The following is a 21,218-nucleotide window of genomic DNA, read 5'->3' on the forward strand; positions in this document are numbered from 1 at the left end:
CAGTTAATATGACCACTGCGAAGCAAATACCGACCGCTCATATTAACTGCCAGCTATTTTATGTTAGCGAGGCGCAGGCAGGTCAAGTCGAGAACTTGAAGATGCTTATAGCTGAGCATGCGTTACCCATCATTTTAGATATTGAGCTGTTTCCCGAAAAGCTCAATCAAAAACGTCGCCAGCAATTAAGCGAAACCTCTACTCAACCTATTCTTTTTTTAGATGAGAAAAACAAACTTTCATGGCTGAGTGATGGTCTCAGTGTCGCACCTGAATGGGATAAGCTACAACGGCGGGTGGTGAGTGCAGGGCGTAAGTCTGAGTTATTATTACAAGCTGCTAAAATTACATCGGATAGTACAGTCATTGATGCGACGGCAGGCTTTGGGCATGACAGTTTGATATTGGCCAGTACTGGTACTCAAGTTACCATGCTCGAGCAGCAGCCCTTGATGGCGTTATTGTTGTTAGCTGAACAGCAGCGTATGAGCGCGCTGCCAAACTGGCAAAAGCTGATGAGCCGTTTGCAGATCATTAATATCGATGCGCTTAGTTATTTTGCAATGCTACAAGCTAATGCGATAGATGATATTAAAGAAAATGATGCGAAAGTAGTTGATGTAATATATCTGGATCCTATGTTTCCAGAAGACAGCTATCAAGATAGCAAAACGGGTAAAGGCGCAAAAGTTGGTAAGCATATGCAAGCCTTGCACCAATTGGCTCGCCCGCCAACTTCAGAAGAAGAGTCGCAATTGCTACAAAGTGCGCAAGCAGTCGTCAGTCAACATGCTCAAAGACAAGGCCGCGTAGTCGTCAAACGTCCGCAGCTTGCGCCGTTACTTGCAAATCAACAACCAAGTGAAAGCTGGCATAATGAAGCGGTACGTTTTGATGGTTATTTTGTTTGATGGCTATTATTTATGATAATGAATGGACTCAGTGAATCAGTTTGAGTGTTTAGAATTAGTGAATTTAGGAGCAGGGAATGTCAACGCTAATCATATGGATGATGGGTGCAGGTTTATTATTAATCAATATTATCTTACGTACGCGGATATTAAGACTGGAAGCGCGTCTCAAAGAATTGAGCCGTCCTGAAGATTATTTAGCGTTTTTACGTCAGCAAGCCGCACAAAAAGATAAAGTCCCTGCGATTAAAGCTTTACGCAAACAATATCCTGAGCTGTCGCTCATCGAGGCCAACAAATTGTGGCAACAAATACAATAGCTCGCCAATGTAATAATAAGCAATCTAATAGCACTGCATCTAAGAGCTGCCGAAAAAGTAGGCAAACACGCACAAAAAACCTTCTATTAATGATAATAAAAAACCATGACATTTAACGACAAACTACAAGCCTACCTGCAATTAACGCGCTTTGATAAACCCGTAGGTATAGAACTATTACTCTGGCCAACGCTTTGGGGTGTAATGCTGGCGGCGATGGGTCAGGCGCAGCAGCAAGGGGCAACGGCAGGTTTGCCGAGTCTAAAGGTATTTGTACTTTTTGCGCTGGGCGCGATTTTTATGCGGGCGGCAGGCTGTGCAATCAATGACTTTGCTGACCGTAAGGTCGATGGTCATGTCAGCCGCACTAAAGGCCGTCCATTAGCCGATGGGCGCTTATCTGCTAAAGAAGCCATTGCTGCTTTTTTAGTATTGGTATTACTTAGTGCCAGTTTGCTGTTCTTTTTACCTATTGCTGTTTTCTACTGGTCGCTCGGCGCCGTTGTATTGGCGTTTGTTTATCCATTTATGAAGCGCTATACCCATTTGCCGCAAGTGTTTTTGGCAGCAGCGTTTGGTTGGGCGATACCGATGGCCTATGTCGCGATACAAGGCGCGCCTGATATCTGGTGTTGGCTATTGTTTATCGCTTATATGTGCTGGACAGTGGCTTATGATACCCAGTACGCCATGGCTGACCGTGAGGATGATTTAAAAATTGGCGTCAAATCAACAGCGATATTATTTGGTCGCTACGATGTGATTATCATCTCGCTGCTACAAACTGTATTTTTACTTATTATGGGTGCGGTTATGTGGCATTACTTTGCGCCAACCAGTGTAGGTGTGATACCAGTATTTGGTTTGGCGTTAGTGGCGATGATGTTTGCCAAGCAAAACAGCGCTTGTGCCAGTCGTCAAGCTTTGGCATGTTTTCAGGCGTTTTTGGCCAATATATGGGTAGGACGTTACGTCTTTGCTCTTATCGCAATCGCTTGCCTATGGACGACTTTTAATGGATAACTTTAAGAAGCTCTCAAAGTCAAAAGCGAAAAAGGGTGTTGCTATTAATGCGCCTGTCATTGATTATCAGGCAAAGCTTGCTGAGCATGGGTTAACGCGTGAGCAGGTTATCGCGACCGAGCGTAAACTGGCTAAGTTTGCCAATACCATGGATTCGCTCGTACGTGTGCCCTTTACCAAGCAAGGCATGGGTGCTGATGCGGCGCTTTCGACCATTCCGCTGGCGGGTGATTTGGCAGGATTGGCGTTGACCAGCTATGCCTTTATATTAGGTCGGCAGTTGGGCGTCCCTGCGCATAAAATGACCCCTGCTGTTAGATTGGCGCTGATTGATATGGTGGTTGGCATCGTACCGGGTATAGGTACAGTGCTCGATATTTTTATTCGCCCTAGTCGCAAAACATTGAGCATCGTGCACGAGCATCTACATGATGAGTACGGCATCACCGAAACCATGCATATGGATCGACCATTTTTGCATCAATCATTGGAAGATAAGCAGCAGCAAAGCCGCTTTGCGTTCTTTTGGCGCAACCCTGTCGTTGCTTGGTTATATCTGCACATTCCTGACCTATTGGGATTAATCGTTATTGTGGTTATCGGCTGGGGCTTATGGGCGATGATGAGCTGGTTGGTCAGTCTGTTTAGCAAGACCACTGGTTTTGTCTAAAGGTAAAGTAGAGCAAAAAGGCGGCAAATATTATAAATATTTGCAGCCTTTTTATTGCGGGTTTTATTGTCTTTAACAGATTCTAAGCCAAGTTTTTATTGATAACATTATTCGGTGATGACTTCTGCTTCTACACTAATGGCCTCAAAGCTTGTTGTTTTATTGTTTTGAATAAGATCAATGCTGCTACCACCGCCATGACTGACCAGCTGAATACTGCCATCGTTTGAGCGATAAGTAGGGTTATTGCCTTGGCCCTCTGGTGCACTCAAGGTCATTTTTGGTTTGCCCGGCAGGGTAACGATAGCGTTAAGCACGCCTTTTTCTGAGGTTTCAAAGATGACAAACAACGTCTCACCGCTGGCGCTGCGATAATTAACATCAGTGATTTGCGCGCCTTTGATGGCTTGTTCTGGATTGGGCGCTATCGCGGCATTATTTGCTGAGGTGTCCGCTGAGTTAAGCTCATTTTCTAATTCAGTTAAGCTTGTATCTGCTTCTGCATTAACAGCAGACTTAGCAGTATCTTCATCAGCAACTTTCGGTGCATTAATATTAGAGCTTACTGGCGTCGTTTGGGTGGTTGTGTCAACAGCAGTCTCTTCGGCGGTTTCAGGTTCGGGCGTCTTTTGGCAAGCACTGAGTAGTGATAGGCTTAAGAACGCAATAGAAATTGCTTTAAAGGATGGTTTTGATGTTACCAAGGTAAAAATATCGGTTTTCATAATAGACAGCTATCCATTTATAATGGTTATTTAAGTATTTTAAATTTCAAGGTTAGTCTAGCATTATTCTTCAAGTCGGCTTCTATACTGTTATAAATACATGCCCTAGCGTAAAGTTAAATTATTACCTTTTACGCTTTATGCAATCGCGCCCGATTGGGTGATAATCGCGCTAAGGTAACGGCAGATAAAGGCGCAAAGCAGCCTAACATCATATCTGCTAATGCTTCGGCGCATATCGGTGCTAGTGCATAACCTTTTGCTCCCATCGCGGAGAGCGTCCAAATGCGGCGGCTTTGCGCAAGTCGTCCGACCAAGGGATGATAGTCAATCGTTTGCGTGCGCACACCGGCACGCGCTTGCCATGCGCCAGTATCGTTTGGCAAGACATTGCTTAATTCAGGAATATCCTCAAGCAATTTGTCATAATTCTGCTGATTTTCTTCACCACGGATATCAATGCTGGCGTCAGCATCTACAAAGCTGGCACCCAGTAAAAACTGCGGCTGATTGTCGCTAATATTATTCACTTCGGCATCACCGATTTGCCCGATAAAGGGCGCGCAATAACCACTATATTTGAGCGGTAATTTAGGCAGACCAGCGACCTGCTCAGCAGTGGGCGTAAACCAAGATAACTGCCCGCGAATGGTACGGCATTCAACGATACGTTTATCTAGTTGATGGCTTTCATAGGCGGCGCAAATAACGACATTGTCAGCGCAGATAGTAATAGAGCTTTGATTATTATCACTGCCACTTTCTTTATCACCAGTCACCGTAACTTTATCTGCAGTCTCTTTGATATCGGTAACGCTAAGCTGCTGATAACCGATATTTGGGTGTTTAAGGATGACGGTTTTTAGCGCTTGTGGATTGACCAAACCAGATTGTGGTAAATATAAATTGTCCGCTAAGTCTTTAGCTTTTAAGCCGCTTAACCGCAGTGCTTCTGCAGTCGTAATCGTAGTTGCCATCTCATTGGGATAATCGGCAATTTGCGCCGTGCCAATATTGGTTTTTATCAGCAAATCTAACGTACCTGTTTGTTCAAGTATGAGCGGCGTTTGCTGCAGCTCTGCTTGCTGATTAAAATAACGATATAGCCTGCCGCTATAGAGATAACCAATAGAGTGCAGGTGCTCATAAACATGATGAATGGGTGTCATGTTCGGCGCGAGGAGGGCGCGTGGATTGCCAGAGGCGCCAGCAAGCGGCGCGACTTTATCTATGATGGTCACTGTCATACCGCGATTAGCCAGTGTCCAAGCGGTGAGTAGTCCCGCAACGCCTGCGCCAATCACCACTGTATGGCTGAGAGGGTTTGGCAAAACGGAGAGATTATTATCGTCGTTTAGTACTAAAGAATCAGTGTTGTCACCCATAACTGCCGTCAGCATTTCACGCTTGCGCCCAAAACCTTTTACCTTTTTAATGCTAAAGCCATGCGCTTGCAACCCACGTTTGACGATACCAGCACAGCTATAAGTAGCGGCAGTCGTGCCAGTACGAGATAAGCGCTGCATCTGGGTAAATATCGACTCTGCCCACAAGGTCTCATTACAAGAAGGTGCGAAACCATCTAGAAACCAAGCATCAACGTAAGGGCGCTTGATAGCGGTCTCAGTATCTAAGCTTGCCAAACTATCGCCCGCATCGCCTAACCAAATATCAAGCGTGATATTATCGTCAATAAAATTTAGTCGATGACAGCCTGCAATCAGCGGTGGGTAGTTGGCTAAAAGTTGCTCAATCAATTTAGCAAGTTCGGGGGCGCGCTGTGCCCATAAAGCGAGTATCTGCGTTAAGTCGTTAAGCGGAATGGGATATTTTTCAGTGGTGATAAAGTGTAAGCGCGCGCTTGTTAAATGCGGCTTTTTAGCACGAAGCTCACGCCAAAGCTGCCATGTCGCCAAAAAATTCAAGCCCGTACCAAAGCCCAATTCAGCAACAGTAAAGCATTGCTTGTCGGTAAGGTTTGCTAGGCGCTCGGGTAATTGATTATGGGCTAAAAATACATGGCGTGATTCTGCCAAGCCATCAGCGTGCGAGAAATAGACATCGCCAAACTCCCCTGATACTGGCACTTGATTGCCAGCATCATCGGTTTGCCATCCAATCTTAGCAGGGGTAATTACGTTCAGCGGTGCGGGGTTTTTAGGGAGTTTGGTGGCTTTATAAGATTTATGCGCGGCGGAAGAGGTAGGCTTAGATATAGCTGATTTAGACTGAGGTTTAGACACAAATTTGGACATAAAGCATCACATTTATAAAGGATTTACTACCAGCGTTCACGGCGAACAAACACCAACCACGAAATAAAAATCCCAACCAACAAGCTAATCAACACCGTAAATGCGCCATATAAAAACAATTGACCTTTGCTTTCATAAACCAAAACGTTCACTTGCGTTTGTAAGTCGTTGACTTGACGCTGAAGCTGGGCATTACGGCTAAGCAATTCTTGATTGGCTTCAGAGAGCGCTTTATTAGACGGTTGTAGCTGCGCGGCTAAGGTATCGTTAATATTGGTTGTAGGCTGAGCACTCGCAGTTGGGTTCGGTGCTATAGTAGACACCGTATTTGAGGCAGTATTTGGTAGCACTAGTTGACTAACAGTATTGGGCGCTAATACAGCGTTAGGCGCTAGCGTAGCCGTTCCTGCCGCAGGATCAGCATTGGTCACAGTTGGCGCTGCTTGTACTGATAAACTAGCAAGCAACAATAGGCTAGCAACACTAACGTTAGCAACACGGCCAAAAACGCGCGCAATATCATGATGAGCGACATGATGAGTAACGTGATTAGAAACAGAATTATTTAATGATAATGCCCGCTCAATCACGATGCTGTTACCTTATTGGCTGGTTTATCTACTGCGCTGTCAGTAGGTGCAGGCAGGGTCTGAACAAACGGCTTGATATCTACATGGCTATAGACGCCATCACGCAAATAAGGCTCAGCGCTTGCCCATGCTTGCGCGGCATCGAGGGAGTCAAAGTCAGCAATAATCAGGCTGCCTGACATCTCGCTTTTACCGTGTTCGATAGGCGTTGGACCCGCGATAATGAGTCGCTGCTCGCTTTGTAATACTTGCAGGCGGGCAACGTGTTCGGCGCGCGTCACCTGACGTTGTGCGCTGCTACCAGCAACATCGTGACCGATAATGGCAAATAAGGACATGGGACTTCCTCAAGTAAATAGTATGAATAAAGCGCTAATAACCAGAATAAAAAATAATGATGATATGTCTCATTATACTTTTAAATCATATATTATGATTAAACCAGCTTTTACGATTAAACTAGGTCTTATAATTAAATCAGCTTTTATTTAGTGGTTTTGTCGGTTAACGCTGGATTGAGATGATTTTTCAACAACGCAAATTGGGCAACCACGAATACCAACATAATCGGAATCCAGCCGTAGGTTTTGAAGTTAATCCAAGCCTCATCAGACATAGTGAATGCCGTGATATAATGCAGAACGCCCATAAAGGCAAAAAACAATGCCCAAGCGACGGTCAGTTTCTTCCAGCCACTCAGCGTGAGTGAAAACACCTCTTTCATGGCCAGTTGCATCAGTGGTTTATTAATCGCCGCACTGACCAATAGCGTTAAGGCAAAGATACCATTGATAATAGGTGATTTCCAACGCAAATAGATGTCGTCACGCAATAGCAGCGTACCACCGCAAAAAACGATGGTTAATAATAAAACGACCCACTGCTGTTTATCAAATTTGCCTTTTTGACGCACAAAATGGATGGCATAAATAATAATAGTGGCAACGAGCAATGCGCCTGCCGCCGCTAAAATACCACTGTAACGCGCGGCAATAAAAAAAGCGATCAACGGAATGAAGTCTAATAAGGCTTTCATAGCAAATAGGATGTCCAACAAAAAACGTATGGGGTAGTTTACACGTCTACTGCCGCAAAAAAAAGCAATCAACCTGATAATCGTCCGATATGCCCTCGATATGTTATTGATATGCTGTTGCTATGCCATGCCTTCGCCGTTTTTAGCTCGTTTTACTGATAATATAGTTAGTATCTCTAGTATATTTAAATGAACAATACATTCAAAACCTTAAGGCCAGCTTTATGAAAATCGACTTACATTGCCACAGTACTTGCTCTGATGGTACCTATGCGCCGACCGAGGTGGTACAGCGGGCTCATAACGCTGGTATTAATGTACTGGCGCTGACTGATCATGATACCTTAATGGGTATCGATGAGGCACGCGCGGCGGCTGAGGCCTGCGATATACAGTTAATCAATGGGGTTGAGATTAGCTGCGAGCACACGCTAAGCGGCGGCTACGGCAAAAATAAATCCACCAATAAAATCATCCATGTCCTTGGACTTGATTTTACCGATCGTGAAAAAATGCACGCCACCTTGCAACAATTGCAAGACAGCCGTGCCACGCGCGGTCAACGTATTACTGAAAAACTTAGCGAGCTATTAGATATTAATTACGACGAGTTATGGCAAGCGGTACTCGATAAAGCGGGCGGCAATCCACAAGCGGTAGGGCGTGCGCATATTGGGCAAGTGTTGTTTGAGCGCGGCGCCGTAAAAACCGTACAAAAAGCCTTTGATAAATACTTGGCGGACAATAAGCCAGCTTATGTGGCGATTGAAGCATTAACAATGCAGCATGGTATCGAGCTGATTCATGCTTGCGGCGGCAAGGCGGTATTGGCGCACCCAACGCGCTACCAGCTTTCGGCCACCCGCGTACGTAAATTGATCGAAGAGTTTGCACGGCTTGGCGGTGATGCTTGTGAATTACCAGCGAATAGCGAACCGGTTAGTACCCGTAGAATGGTCGATCGCAGCATCGCTGAACACCAGCTTGCCGCGTCTATCGGTAGCGACTTTCATGGCAGTAATATGCCGTGGCGACGTTTGGGTGACGTGCCGAACCTTCACCCTGAACAGCAAGGTATTTGGCAGTCATTTGCGACATTGGCTTAGTTAAAAGTATAAACCAAAACTATTATTTAAAATGATAAGTCGATCCTGTGACTCGGCATTGTAAATTGACCATATAATTAAAAATTATTATTAAAAAACACAGGCCAAAATGATGTGTCAGACACTGACGCATAAATCACTTAAACAGATTGATAATTAAAAGAAAAATTGCCACACTAAATGCGTCAGTTTAGATCTAACATAAATCATCCTTTTTACTTTCTTATTTGGTTTTAGCTCAATAACTTTCATTATCTGCGGTAGCCCATTATGGCTGTATCGATATCTCATCTAGGCTACAGAAAACTCTCGCGAGTGATTTTCGAGTGGCAAGCTGCTGATAGGGCATCGCTGCTGGCATTGTTTATTTTGCTGGAAGTGTCATCGCATTGGCTATGGTGTTTATTTGTCTGGTGGCGCCAAGATATCTATGGCTCCTACGTAAATATGGATGTGCTGTATCCCTTATGGATTGGGCTCACCTTGATGGTTCTGTTTTTTTCTTGGATGGTCAGCCGCTTATCGCCGATTAGAAAAGACACGGATTCGTTATATAAATGGCAAGCGATAATCGTCACGCTTTATAGCCTTTATATTGCCGTGGTCATTTTAGTCATGGGTCACAGTAGTTTGGTCGCGGGAGTATCACTCGTTGGCGGCGCGATGTTAGGTATGATGCTTATACGTCGCCGCTATGTCTGGAAAGCCTTTTTGGGTCATATCGTCCTGATTTTCCTGGTCACTTTGGTTCCCTATTTTGGCTTGACGATACCCAATCTACGTCAAATGACGATGAGCTCTTTTCCTTTAGATGGCTATAGCTATCTTGCTTATAGCGAGATGACATCAATTGAAAATGCCATTTCTGCGTCTATTTTTAAAAATGGGATACTGAGTTGGGAGACCTTTAATCAACTGCGTTTGTCTTCAGCATTTTTTTGGCGTACGACCCATATTTATATGGCGCTGCCAAAGGCAATTTTTATCATTTATATGTTTCGCACGCTGCTATTGATATTGGATAACAGTAAAGCTGAAATCATGCAATATGCCAATCAAGATGAATTGACCCAGTTAAAAAGCCGCCGTTATGGTTTGACGCAGATGCAGCAAGCGCTGCTCGCAATGGGAGATAAGAAAGATTTTAGTGTGATTTTATTGGATTTAGATTGGTTTAAAAATATCAATGACAACTATGGTCACGACGTTGGCGACCAAGTACTGTCCGAGGTTGCTCAGACGCTACTAAAATCTCTATCAGAAGAGAGCATTGTCAGTCGCTATGGCGGCGAAGAGTTTTTGATTGTGCTACCCGATACCCAGCATGATAGTGCCATGACCATTGCGAAGCAGCTGCGCCAAGATATTGCGCAACATGTCATCAAGAGCGATGATGGCACGGATTTTAATATCACTGCCAGTATAGGGGTTTATACCTTGACCCATGAGGAGCGCGCCCGTATTCAGAGTGAATATAGGGCCTTGGCATTAGAAGAAAGTGCGCAGCCGCTGGCGGAGATGCAGAAATCTCGTAGGCAAGAGGCCGATATTAATAAAGCCCGTACCGACAAAACCAGCACCAACAAAGCCAGTGCGCAAAAAGAAAGCTCGCAAAAAACCCGCGCCCAAAAAAGAATCTCTCATAGAAGAAAACGTGCTGCCACAGAAATATTAAAGGCGCAGCTGCCGAGCGATATTTGTCAGCGCTTAATCTGTATCGCTGATAAAGCCTTATATGAGGCAAAAGATCGTGGTCGCAATCAAGTGGTCAGCGCCAATGCTGTGCTAGCGGCAGAAAAAGACAAGATTGCCGTCCTTTATGCTACTAGCTAATAACTTTGAGTAACTTTCGCTACTAGCTAATCATCTGCAATTTAATTGCTTACATACATTACATAAGCAATTAGATAGCCATTCATTCTGATTTTTAGATCGTTATTGATGCTGTGTTTAGATTGTGAACCAAACTTGAAAGCACACTGGTCGCAAAGCTACCCGTCGTTAAGGTAAAGATCAGCACCAATATAGGCTCATTATCTATGTCCTGCCATTCCCAACTTAATCCTTCAATCGGTAATCTTAGCGCTCGTCGTTGTGCTTTGATATCACGCTTCTCTAGGCCTGTAGCTAGCTGATGTAATAATGGGTCGTTTTGCACAATCTCATTTTCGATAGCAGCTGCTACGCCACTGACTTTATCATTACCCACGCCCCATAACACGGCAGTTGGATGAATATCGCCGCTGGCAAGTCGCGCTTGTAAAGTCTCATCAATTGCTTCGCTGGCAAATATCGAGCCTGACCCGTCTAAATTAAACACTTCGCCTGCAAGCCCTGTATTCCAACTACCATCGCGTACTCGCGCTGCCAATATTTCATTAAATATCAAGCTACGCGCAGCAGACAGCTCCATGCTGTTTTGCTCGCGCGGCGCTTGTTTGCGCTTGCTCTTTTTGGGCTGCGGACGACTTTCTGGCGCTGGACGGGCAAATAACGCCAATGCTTCTCTGACATTATTGCCATTACGGCCAAAGCGCTGCGGGCCAAAATAATTGGGCACGCCCGTTGTGCTGATATTGGCTAAATGCTGCTCGACAGCACTTTTGTCACTTTCTTTAGCCGATAAATCCTGCTCGGACGCTGTAGCTTCTAAGTCCGCAAACTGTATATCTCGTAAAGTAATGATAAATTGATTGGCTCTATGGGTGCCGCGATTGAGCTTTTTATTATGCCAATACTGCGCAAGGATCGTGAGCGATTCGTTGGCGCTAATATCTACTGGGGCAAATTCAGACTCTGGTAATTGCTTCTTAGGTATGCGCAGGCTAAACCACTGTGTCGTTAGCGCATGACGATCTTTAAGCCCTGAGTAACCAACATCGCGCAGTGGAATCTCTGCCCATTCTGATAGCAGTTTAGCCAGATAAGCGGTATTCATGCCCAGCTTTTCAATATGCAGCCATAAATGCTCACCTTCGCCCGTAAAGTCGAGCGGCAATATCTCATTAACCACAAAATCTGTGGCACGGGCTTTATAAGTTGCTTGTGCTAAAGGCGGCTGCATCGGCTGTGGTAGTTTAGCCGTGTCAGTAGCGACGCTAACATCGAAGCTTGCGATATCAAATGTCTTATCATCAAGCGTTTCGTTATTAAGTAAGTCGTTATTTAAATCGTCTTGAGAAGTCATAAAGGCATCTTTTTTTTGATTATAGGTTTTAACGTAAAGTGGTCGAGATATGTATTAAAGGTTTAAAAGGCATTAAAGATTTAAAAGTCAAAATTACGTTTTGCAACGCAGGCAGCATACAAATAAACAGCGCCTGTCAAATGGGCTTGCTACTATCAAGGTATCTGATTTTTTAAATTGCGTATTTCTATCGGTATTGATTAATTTAATCAGCCTACATCAATACGTTTTCAGCAGGAATTTTTTAGCATGAACCAATAACGATCAATATTAAATGTTAAGGATAACTTATGAGCAATGCAACGATTCATACCGTCACCATTAGCAAAGCCGACATTCCAAATGGTGGCATGAAATCCTATAAACAGGATGACGATAGTATCATTTTAATCACGCGTGATGAGGACGAATTTAGCGCCTTTGATGGTAAATGTCCGCATGCTGGCGCAGATTTGGGCGATGGGTTACGGTGTGGCAATCGCGTTATTTGCCCATGGCATCATGGCAGCTTTGATAGTCGCGATGGCACGTTATTAGAGCCGGTCGCTATGCGCGGCTTGACCCAATATGAGCTGACCGATGAGGGCGATAGCTTAATCGTCAATACCGCCGCGAAGATAGATAAGCGCGTGGCCAATGACAAAATGACGGATACCCATACCATTATTGTTGGCGGCGGTGGCGCGGGCTTTATGACGGCCAATCAGCTGCGCCATACCGGTTATGGCGGCAAGATTACCTTAATTAGCGAAGACGATAAAGCCCCTTATAATCGTCCTTTATTATCCAAAATGTTTTTGGCGGGTAAAATGGATGAGAAATATTTAATGCTTGGTGGTGCTAACTGGGCACGTAACAATGATATCGATTTGCGCTTAAACCAAACGGTGAGCGAGGTATTACCCAATGAGCGCACGATTGTCATCACAGATGCAGATGGTAAAAGCGAGCAACAAACGGCGGACTTCTTAGTGGTAGCGACAGGCGCTGAGCCAAAAATACCACCTTTTAAAGGTGCTGAGCTTGATGGCGTTTATACGTTACGCAGTATGGATGATGCCAAAGAAATTAAAAATGCCAGTGATAATAAGCATGTCGTTATCGTCGGCACCGGCTTTATCGGTATGGAAGTAGCGTCGGCGTTAATGGAGGCAGGGAAGGCGGCCTCCATCACTGTCGTTGGACGTAGTCGCCGTGTGATGGCGAATATCGTTTCTGAAGCCGTTAGTAATGCTTTAATCAAACTGCATGAGGATAAAGGCGTTAACTTTGCCTTTGGTGCGGGCGTTAATGAAATCAATGCTGGCGAAAACAGTACTGACAATAAAAGCGCTAAAGTCAGTAGCGTAACCCTATCAGATGGCAGCACGCTTGCCGCCGATATGGTGATTTTAGGAACGGGTGTCGCGCCGCGTATTGAGCTATTAAATGAGGTAAACGCGCCAGATGGTGTGCAAGTTGATGAGCATTTGCAACTGCGTGACGGCGTCTATGCACTCGGTGATATCGCCAAAGCCACCAATCAAATGGGGCGCATGCGTATCGAGCATTGGCGCGTGGCTCTGCAACATGGTTTGGTCACAGCAGCTGCTATCTTAAATGAAGATAATGTCGATTCGTTAGCGGAGCGTATTCCTTTCTTTTGGACAGGGCAGTATGGCAAAAGCCTACGCTATAGCGGACATGCGGCCACGCCTGATAATGGCATTTTATTTGGCTCACCTGATAACCTTGACTATATAGAATATTATTTTGACGATGATGGGGAGGATACGCGAGCCAGTGCCGCAAGTTCGCTCGGACGTGATAAAGAGCTGATTGCCTTCTCTGAGCTACTCCGCCGTGGTCATGCGCCAACGCGCGCCCAAATAAAGGCAGGCTTTGATATTATCGAGCAGGCACAGGCGTTATCGCGCTAGCATTTAGACGGTCATAAGGTTTACTATAAAGGCTGGCTTGGTTATTCAGGTCAGCCTTTTATACGATAGCTTTTATAATAAATAAACGGAAAAGGAAAACCGATGTTATGAGTACAGACCATATCAATAAAGAAACACTGAATAAAGAAGCCTTTAATAAAAAACCATTAAATAAAAAAACCGTATTTTTACGCCAAGCTGAGGCAAGTGATATTGATGCACTTGAACAATTGCTAAATCGCTGTTATCGGCAAGCGGAAGGCTGGACCAATGAAGCAGATTTAATCGGCGGTATTCGCACCACCAAAGACGAGCTGTTAGCCGTCATCGCTGACCCCAAACATTACGTTTTTATTTATCCAAAAACCACGACAGGTGAACGTGATGGTAAAGAAACAGGTGAGTTATTAGGCTGTATCGCGGTCGATATAAAGGACGAGGCTGAGATAAGTAAGAGCGCTGGTAATAAAAAAGCCTATATCGGTATGTTTGCTGTACTGCCTGAGCTACAAGGACATGGCGTCGGTCATCAAATATTACAGGCAGCTGAGACGTTTGCGCAGCGGCACTTACAATCAAGTACGCCAACGCCTGATAAAAACCCTGCGCGTCTGACCATGTCTATTTTAAGTCATCGTCCTGAGCTTTTGGCTTATTATCAGCGCCGCGGTTATCAATTAAATGGCAATAGTATGCCGTTTCCCGTCGATGGCAATAATGGCGAACCCAAACGTCAAGACTTACAATTACTAGAGTTAGAAAAGCTCGTGAGTCAATCATAAGCCAATTAGGCTTATTAACCTCAATTCAGCTAACCTCATTTCAACTGAATCCAAAGTAATTAACCCCACAGCAATCAACCCCAAAAACGTCCAAAGGTCATAAATAGCCCGACACTCAACAGGAGAAATGCCACGATAATTAAGCGCTTAAACCAGTTAAAAGCGGGCAAGCGCGTGGCATTATCATCAGACATCAAGTAAGCAAACAAGCAAATCAAGCTTGCGACCAAGGTCATAATGCCCAGACCAATCGGTAATATGGAAACATACATCTGCCACACAAGCATCTCGCAACGGTCATTATTAAGCGCATCATAGCAGTATCGCGATTGTACTGTCAGCATTAAGCATTAGCTGCACTTTAATATTTTCATCTTATTTCCCTACGAAATTTATTTATAATAAGGTTAAGTAGGCTTTCTAAAATTAAGTTGGGTTTTTAGACATAATTCTGTATAGTGAAGTAACATTACAGATACATTGAGACTGGTATGAATAATTTTAAAAAATTGGTTCTAATCGCTTTATTGACGCCTCTATTTGCGGCGTGTTCAAACGCGCCTCCTGAAAGCACGGTCGAAGAGTTAATCGAAGCGCAGTATGCGCAAGCCAATAGCATGATAGATGATGCAATGGCGAATGCAGGCAATGATGAGATGGCAAAAGCCATGAGCGGTATGATGGAAGGCATGATGCCAAAACTTGAGCGCGTCGAGAATATCAACTGTGACAGCGTCGAGGGTGACAATACCTATATGTGTACCGCTGATATTACCCAAACGATTGCAGGGAATAGCCGTACCAATAAGACCAGTTTTAAAGTTTATCAAGTCAATGATGAATGGGTGTTGGGTAATTAGAAGGTTTGGTGTTTTTTAATAAATAAGCATTTCTACTGATTATGGACAATAAAAAAGGATGCCTAATAAGCATCCTTTTTATAATTTCTAAGACTGTGATTAATATCGCCCAGTCTATAAAAACTAACGCATCGTCACAAACTCTTCTGAACCCGTAGGATGAATGGCGACCGTATCATCAAAATCAGCCTTAGTAGCGCCCATCTTTATCGCCACCGCAAACCCTTGAATCATCTCATCGACGCCATAGCCGATGCCATGCAGGCCAATCACTTTTTCATCCTCACCCAAGCATACCAGCTTCATCACGCATTTTTGACGGTGCTGGGTCACCGCACTATACATAGAGGTAAAGGTCGATTTATAGCACTTAATATTATCCTTACCATATTGCTCAACCGCGTCGATTTCAGACAAGCCAATCGTACCGATAGCAGGGTGAGTAAAGATGACCGTCGGTATCAAATCATAACTTAGATGCTCATTAGTCTTATCATTAAATAAGCGCTCAGATAGGCGACGACCTGCGGCAATAGCCACCGGCGTCAAATCAATGCTGTTTTCGATAATATCGCCGACCGCATAAATCCCTTTGATATTGGTGTTTTGAAACTTATCGACTTTAATTTTGCCAAACTCGGTCGTCTCTACCCCTGTCACTTGCAAATTGATATTGTCGGTGGAGGGCGCACGACCAACGGCCCAAATCAAGCAATCTACCGTATCGAGGGTACCATCTTTGGTGCATAAGGTCAGACTACCATCTTCATTTTTATTGACCTCAGTTAGCGTCGTATTAGTGTGCAATTGAATGCCGTCTTGCTCCATCTCTATCAGTAAGGTTTCCACGATAGTGTGGTCAAATGAGCGCAGCGGCGAGTGTTGACGCACATAAAGATGTACCTCAGCGCCTAAGCTATTCATTACCCCTGCAATTTCAACGGCGATATATCCTGCGCCGACGATAGCCACGCGTTTTGGCAGATGATTCAAAGCAAAAAAACCATCAGAATTGATGCCGTATTCTGCGCCTTTGATATCGGGTTGAATCGGGTGACCGCCCGTCGCAATCAAAATATGGTCAGCGGTAATAAGTTCGCCATTGACCTCTACCGTATTGGTATCGACAAATTTGGCGAAGCCTTTTATCACCTCAACGCCATTTTTCGCCAAATTATTATCATAAGAGCGGTGAATATTTTCGATATATTGTTGGCGACTTTGTACCAGCTTTTGAAAGTCAAAGCCTTTTAATTCAACATCAAAGCCATAATCTGGCGCATACTTTTCGATGGCTTCAGCCACTTGCGCGCCGTACCACATCACCTTTTTGGGTACGCAGCCCCAGTTTACGCAAGTGCCGCCCAATTTGTCGGCTTCGATAATGGCGCATTTTTTGCCATAGCTCGCTGCGCGATTGATCGAGGCAATGCCGCCGCTACCGCCGCCAATGGAAATATAGTCATAATGTTTTGTCATGGTTAAGTCTCTTTATTCAGTACGTATTAATGCGTATTGGTGCAATTTTGCAGTCTATTATTTTTTAATGCTGTTATTTTGAACTCTATTGTAATGGGTATCATTATTAATCTTACAAGGTTTTGCTTATAAGGATATGCCAGCTAGTCTCAGAATATAAAAGCATTTAGGCGAAAATAGCTTGATATCTAAGCCCATCTAAACCCGCCTAGACTATGGCGCGCCGCCTATAAAATAGCAGTCCGGGAATGGATAAGCCTAGCACCAATCCTGAAGTCACAAACAAGGCCTCAAACAAATACACCATCATTTGGCTAAATAACTCGTCGGAAAAGCCAAAATAACCAATCTGCACCATACTGACCATCGCCTTATAAGCAGCGATACCTGGCATCATACAGATGACGCTCGGTGAAATTAACGCTTTGGGCGGTAGCGTATATTTTTTAGAAAAGTAGACACCCAAAAAGCTGGCAAGCATCGCCCCAAAAAAGCTGGCAACCACCAGATGGATGTGCTGATAAGCAAGCGCGGTTTTTAGCCCAAATCCAAACGCGGTCATCAGCAAACACGGCAAAATATAGCGTTTGGGCACGCTAAACATCAGCGTCCAACCAAGGGTAATGATGCACGACAACACTACGGTTTTAATGAACCACATCTTAAAACCCCCAGTGCTGTATTCTAAGTAAAACCAGCGCCATGACGATACCAACGCAAGCGGACAAGGTCAACATATAGGTAAAAACAGCACGCCCAACGCCAATATTGACATAGCCTTTCAAGATGTCTGAGAAAGAATTGATCAAAGGAAAGCTGGGTACTAGTAAGAGCACGCTCGAGGCAACGGCGATATCGGCATTATTACCAATATCAAAATAATAGGTCGTTGCCCCAATTAAAGAGGCGATAAAAGCCGTCACAATGACCGTGATAAAGGGATTAAAATGGTGCTTGGCCAAATAAATACGGGTAAACATCGCTACCATACCTGCGATAAAGGTCACGGCGGTAATCGACCAACTGCCTCCATTAAGATAAGCAAACGCAGCACAAGACGCCCCAACAAATATGCCAACCAACCATGTTGGATACACCGACTTATTATCTAACTCATCAAAGGCAAGGGTAGTGCGTTCAGTCAGCTCAGGCTTCAGTTTGTCATTATCATTATCTGTGAGGGCTTCGGTTTTATTGACGATTTGCTGGATTTGTACCAATAAATTGACATTGATGCTTTGATTGATCGTGTCTCTGGTGGTGGTAATACAGCGCTCATCACAGATAGTGGTCAAGGTAATGGCATTAAAATTCAGCGAACATTCTACGCTGCTCATGCCTAAGGCGAATCCTAAGCGTTTGGATAAGTCCACCACCACGGCAGACTCAGCGCCATATTGCATAAGGAGTAATCCGCAGCGCACGCATAATCGAGTAATGTGCTGTTGCTGTACGTAGCTGATAGAGGTCATTGATTAGATACGCATGTTGGCTATTGTGATATTTGTGAATGGTATAACTATAAACAGTGTGAGCGGTTATAGGCTATCGAGACAGCAAGGTAACGATAGCATAACTTGCCGTGCTTATTTGCTACTATTATAAAGCGTAAACCACTGTCGCAAGGAGAATAAAATGCATATCGCTATCTTAACCCTGACTTTTGCGCTACCCGGCTGTAGCTCGTTAAAAGAAAAACGCCAACGCATGGGCGGCTTGCATGCACGTTTTGGTAATACGCCAAGCGTCGCGGTCTGTGAAAGCGGTGAGCGTGATCGGCATGATGCCAGCGAGTGGACGTTTGTGATCGTTGGACTGTCTAAACGTGAGGTCGAGTCGCAATGCAGTCAAATTGAGGAAAAGCTAGAACGTACGGTAGATGCGCGGGTGATGAATGTTGAGAGAGAGTTTATTTAGTTAGAGCGCTTTTATTACTGAGAGCCAATCCCGCTTTCCACTCATATCTTGGTCGCCCACTAGAGCAGTGACTACTAGCCAGTAGCATTCCTACTGTCTCGATACCGCTCCTAGCTAAGTCCCCGCAAGCTAGTGTTCAACCAAGGATAACCGCTACAATCGGGGCTAAACTTTGTTTTGGGGTAACTGTTATATAAAGAGAGTCTATTATGATTTTAATCAAAAGCTGGAAAGTTACAAACAACACTTCTTATGTTTTTTCCCACTACCGCAAGAGCACTTTTTGTTTCTCCCTGTTTTTTTTGGCATAATTCTCGTTTTAGGATTGAAAGTTGATAGAGGTTTTGCCATGTGGGAAGTGGCTTGCTCCATCTCTTGCGAATACTCCCATGGGAAGTCGAGCTTCATACCAAATCTAATATTTTTTGTATCAGGGTCAATACAGATAGCATGCCATTTTTTAGACTTTGTATAATATTTTCTTCTTCTAGCATGATCTTCTAATTTTTCTTTAGCAATATTATAGTCATTGTAGTTGCAATGAATTGTTAAACCTTCACCATTGCCGTGTTCAAATCCAATTGTAAAATCATGGTTTTTACCATCTACTAAGCTTTTACTGCAAATTAATTCAACAACTTCATTGATCTGTTGAATTGATTGCTCATTGATTGTTAGTAGTAAGAATCCAAAGTCTACTGTACTTGGATTATTCATTCTTTCAACATCAGAGAGATATTTTCCAACTATAGTACCCTGATATTTTGTAAGTATTCCTTTTGGAGTCTGTATAGAGTTCAGACCATCTCTTCTAGTTAACATTGACATATCTAATTCAGCATTAAAATCGTCTCCTATATGCATGTAATCTATACCATCAACCCATAAATTATGTATTAGATGGTATGCAAGAATGGTCATTTCATGCGTAGCCATAACGCTGTCTGAATAGTTTGTTCTTCTATTCAAATAACTCAGAAAATATAATGGCGTATTGAGCATTTCAGCAAAAACATCTAGAAAGAAAACATCCATAATAAAAGGAGCTTTAATGATGTCAGTTTTTCTAGATTTTAAGAATTGCTTAGCTTGAAAAAATAAAGCAGGGTAGTGGTCTGATACAATGCATACTGGATATACTTCTTGAAATTCGATATTTGAAATATCTATGCTGTGACCATCTTTATCTTCAAGCTTATAACTTTTACTTACTAAGAGTTCAGAGCATAAATAGGCTTGGTCATACGCATCTTGAACAGCTTTCTTAAAGTCGTTTTTTATAGCTAAGTCATTCCCTTTTCTAGATTCTAGAGTAAGTTTCTTAGATTTAGCTTGCAGAACAATAGCTCTGTTTGCAAATAACACTAAAACATCTATTTCTCCAGCAATTACGCCTTTTTTTTCAAGAATGTTGACACCTTGAAAAACTCTATTATTTCCAAAAACACTTTTTAGCCTACTTACGGAAAAATCTTCTGTAAAGTTGCCTCGATTCGTCATTGCGGTACTACGGTAAGATTTATCATCCCAGAACCAAAAGAAAGGAGACTCATATAATGCTTCCAATAAACTATAGTTTTGAAAAAGAAGGTATCTACTCTCATCTAGCTTTATTATCGGAAAAGCATTTTTTTGGTTGAAATCATCAAGCCTTTTAAATTCATAATTATCAATCGATACAAAAGACTCAATTACCTTTTTTATTAAAGGTTTAGATAAGGGTATAGATAACTCGGTTTCTATCTCATCTATTGAGAAAGTATACGCATCTAAAGCGGTCCATTCGTTAGGATGTTTTTGCAAAACCTTAAATAATATATTATTAACCTTTTTAAGTTGTAAAGAACCAATAGATTCAATAACAATGAATAACTCATTTAGCGAATAGCCTTTGTTTTTTATTATCCAATCTTCATCGTTTTTGTACTTTAACTTCGATAAATCTCTATATTGGAAGTGATAGGCTGATTCGCCTCCATAAAATATAGGCTCTCTTAAGAAATTTCCTTTATTAAGGGGGTTGTAACTTTTATCTGGTCGATTATTGGCGTCTAACTTAAACATATCTGAAATATCAGGCATCATTGAGTGATGAAGTTCTAAAAGCAAGGCTTCTGTTGTCTCTATATTCTCCTGCATTTTAGCAGAAGTTAATAAGTTTGCATTTAACTTAACTGTACATGCTAAACCGATTAATGTGGATATCTCAATGCGTAATAATCTATCTGTACCATACTGTTCTAGAAAGTCTTCCTTCTGTATTTCTTCGCCATGTCGTACAGTATTATCTCTAAAACAAAAGTATGCAATAGTATGTAAATATCCATCAGAATGACATAATGATTCTAGATCGCTAAAAACTTCTGCTTCGCTTCTGTGTCTTTTTCTATCAAACATTATTATTCCTTTAATTTGCTTAAATATTGATTAAACTTAAC

21 protein-coding genes are annotated in these 21,218 nt (G+C 43.2%); 10 read left to right on the top strand and 11 right to left on the bottom strand.

Annotated features, from left to right (window positions below):
- Nucleotides 1–8: 8 nt before the first annotated feature.
- The 4 genes from QJS82_RS01600 to QJS82_RS01615 all read left to right on the top strand — a co-directional run bounded on the left by QJS82_RS01600 (nt 9) and on the right by QJS82_RS01615 (nt 2,924).
- Entirely contained in the window at nt 9–911 is a 903-nt protein-coding gene (locus QJS82_RS01600) for a class I SAM-dependent methyltransferase (RefSeq protein ID WP_281491002.1), read from the top strand.
- A gap of 77 nt (nt 912–988) precedes the next feature.
- Nucleotides 989–1,231, top strand: a complete 243-nt coding sequence (locus QJS82_RS01605; RefSeq protein ID WP_281491003.1) for a hypothetical protein — start codon at nt 989–991, stop codon at nt 1,229–1,231.
- 105 nt (nt 1,232–1,336) lie between these two features.
- Entirely contained in the window at nt 1,337–2,254 is a 918-nt protein-coding gene (gene ubiA, locus QJS82_RS01610) for a 4-hydroxybenzoate octaprenyltransferase (protein ID WP_281491004.1), read from the top strand.
- Nucleotides 2,247–2,924, top strand: coding sequence for a DUF4112 domain-containing protein (locus QJS82_RS01615; protein ID WP_281491005.1), 678 nt, complete (start codon nt 2,247–2,249; stop codon nt 2,922–2,924). The genes ubiA and QJS82_RS01615 overlap by 8 nt, the downstream gene beginning before the upstream one ends.
- Before the next feature lie 107 nt (nt 2,925–3,031).
- On the opposite strand, the gene QJS82_RS01620 is transcribed toward QJS82_RS01615, so the two are convergent.
- The 5 genes from QJS82_RS01620 to ispZ form a co-directional block, all read right to left on the bottom strand.
- The gene (locus tag QJS82_RS01620) at nt 3,032–3,649 is read right to left on the bottom strand and encodes a hypothetical protein (RefSeq protein WP_281491006.1); all 618 of its coding nucleotides are present in this window, start codon (nt 3,647–3,649) and stop codon (nt 3,032–3,034) included.
- A 131-nt stretch (nt 3,650–3,780) separates the two neighbouring features.
- The gene (gene mnmC2, locus QJS82_RS01625; RefSeq protein ID WP_281491007.1) at nt 3,781–5,904 is read right to left on the bottom strand and encodes a tRNA (5-methylaminomethyl-2-thiouridine)(34)-methyltransferase MnmC2; all 2,124 of its coding nucleotides are present in this window, start codon (nt 5,902–5,904) and stop codon (nt 3,781–3,783) included.
- Between the two features lie 26 nt (nt 5,905–5,930).
- Nucleotides 5,931–6,494, bottom strand: coding sequence for an SH3 domain-containing protein (locus QJS82_RS01630; protein WP_281491008.1), 564 nt, complete (start codon nt 6,492–6,494; stop codon nt 5,931–5,933).
- A complete protein-coding gene (locus QJS82_RS01635; protein ID WP_201619129.1) occupies nt 6,491–6,832 on the bottom strand; it encodes a YciI family protein in 342 nt (113 codons plus the stop codon). The genes QJS82_RS01630 and QJS82_RS01635 overlap by 4 nt, the downstream gene beginning before the upstream one ends.
- Nucleotides 6,833–6,978: 146 nt before the next feature.
- Nucleotides 6,979–7,530, bottom strand: coding sequence for a septation protein IspZ (ispZ, locus tag QJS82_RS01640; RefSeq protein WP_201563255.1), 552 nt, complete (start codon nt 7,528–7,530; stop codon nt 6,979–6,981).
- A gap of 224 nt (nt 7,531–7,754) precedes the next feature.
- Here ispZ and QJS82_RS01645 point away from each other — a divergent pair, with 224 nt between their 5' ends.
- Both QJS82_RS01645 and QJS82_RS01650 read left to right on the top strand, forming a co-directional pair.
- Nucleotides 7,755–8,636: a PHP domain-containing protein gene (locus QJS82_RS01645; RefSeq protein WP_201619128.1), complete on the top strand. Its 882-nt coding sequence runs from the start codon at nt 7,755–7,757 to the stop codon at nt 8,634–8,636.
- A gap of 270 nt (nt 8,637–8,906) precedes the next feature.
- Complete coding sequence (locus tag QJS82_RS01650) at nt 8,907–10,469, top strand: GGDEF domain-containing protein (RefSeq protein WP_281491009.1); 1,563 nt, start codon at nt 8,907–8,909, stop codon at nt 10,467–10,469.
- Nucleotides 10,470–10,563: 94 nt separating this feature from the next.
- On the opposite strand, the gene truD is transcribed toward QJS82_RS01650, so the two are convergent.
- Nucleotides 10,564–11,700, bottom strand: a complete 1,137-nt coding sequence (truD, locus tag QJS82_RS01655; RefSeq protein ID WP_438656638.1) for a tRNA pseudouridine(13) synthase TruD — start codon at nt 11,698–11,700, stop codon at nt 10,564–10,566.
- Between the two features lie 413 nt (nt 11,701–12,113).
- On the opposite strand from truD, the gene QJS82_RS01660 reads away from it, so the two are divergent.
- The gene (locus tag QJS82_RS01660; protein WP_281491011.1) at nt 12,114–13,742 is read left to right on the top strand and encodes an FAD-dependent oxidoreductase; all 1,629 of its coding nucleotides are present in this window, start codon (nt 12,114–12,116) and stop codon (nt 13,740–13,742) included.
- Nucleotides 13,743–13,849: 107 nt separating this feature from the next.
- Nucleotides 13,850–14,524: a GNAT family N-acetyltransferase gene (locus QJS82_RS01665; RefSeq protein WP_281491012.1), complete on the top strand. Its 675-nt coding sequence runs from the start codon at nt 13,850–13,852 to the stop codon at nt 14,522–14,524.
- Nucleotides 14,525–14,598: 74 nt separating this feature from the next.
- Here the strand turns inward: QJS82_RS01665 and QJS82_RS01670 are convergent, their stop codons facing one another.
- On the bottom strand, nt 14,599–14,811 hold the full coding sequence (locus QJS82_RS01670) for a hypothetical protein (protein ID WP_201563243.1): 213 nt from the start codon (nt 14,809–14,811) through the stop codon (nt 14,599–14,601).
- A 204-nt stretch (nt 14,812–15,015) separates the two neighbouring features.
- Here QJS82_RS01670 and QJS82_RS01675 point away from each other — a divergent pair, with 204 nt between their 5' ends.
- The gene (locus tag QJS82_RS01675) at nt 15,016–15,384 is read left to right on the top strand and encodes a hypothetical protein (RefSeq protein ID WP_281491013.1); all 369 of its coding nucleotides are present in this window, start codon (nt 15,016–15,018) and stop codon (nt 15,382–15,384) included.
- 123 nt (nt 15,385–15,507) lie between these two features.
- On the opposite strand, the gene gorA is transcribed toward QJS82_RS01675, so the two are convergent.
- From gorA to QJS82_RS01690, 3 genes are all read right to left on the bottom strand, one after another.
- A complete protein-coding gene (gene gorA, locus QJS82_RS01680) occupies nt 15,508–16,863 on the bottom strand; it encodes a glutathione-disulfide reductase (protein ID WP_281491014.1) in 1,356 nt (451 codons plus the stop codon).
- Between the two features lie 208 nt (nt 16,864–17,071).
- Complete coding sequence (locus QJS82_RS01685) at nt 17,072–17,524, bottom strand: threonine/serine exporter family protein (protein ID WP_281491015.1); 453 nt, start codon at nt 17,522–17,524, stop codon at nt 17,072–17,074.
- A gap of 1 nt (nt 17,525) precedes the next feature.
- Nucleotides 17,526–18,335, bottom strand: a complete 810-nt coding sequence (locus QJS82_RS01690; RefSeq protein ID WP_281491016.1) for a threonine/serine exporter family protein — start codon at nt 18,333–18,335, stop codon at nt 17,526–17,528.
- Between the two features lie 163 nt (nt 18,336–18,498).
- Here QJS82_RS01690 and QJS82_RS01695 point away from each other — a divergent pair, with 163 nt between their 5' ends.
- Entirely contained in the window at nt 18,499–18,780 is a 282-nt protein-coding gene (locus tag QJS82_RS01695) for a DUF503 domain-containing protein (protein WP_020444135.1), read from the top strand.
- Between the two features lie 234 nt (nt 18,781–19,014).
- On the opposite strand, the gene QJS82_RS01700 is transcribed toward QJS82_RS01695, so the two are convergent.
- Entirely contained in the window at nt 19,015–21,177 is a 2,163-nt protein-coding gene (locus QJS82_RS01700; RefSeq protein WP_281491017.1) for a prepilin peptidase, read from the bottom strand.
- Between the last annotated feature and the right edge of the window lie 41 nt (nt 21,178–21,218).

Source organism: Psychrobacter maritimus (genome assembly GCF_029953575.1).
Taxonomy (GTDB): domain Bacteria; phylum Pseudomonadota; class Gammaproteobacteria; order Pseudomonadales; family Moraxellaceae; genus Psychrobacter; species Psychrobacter maritimus.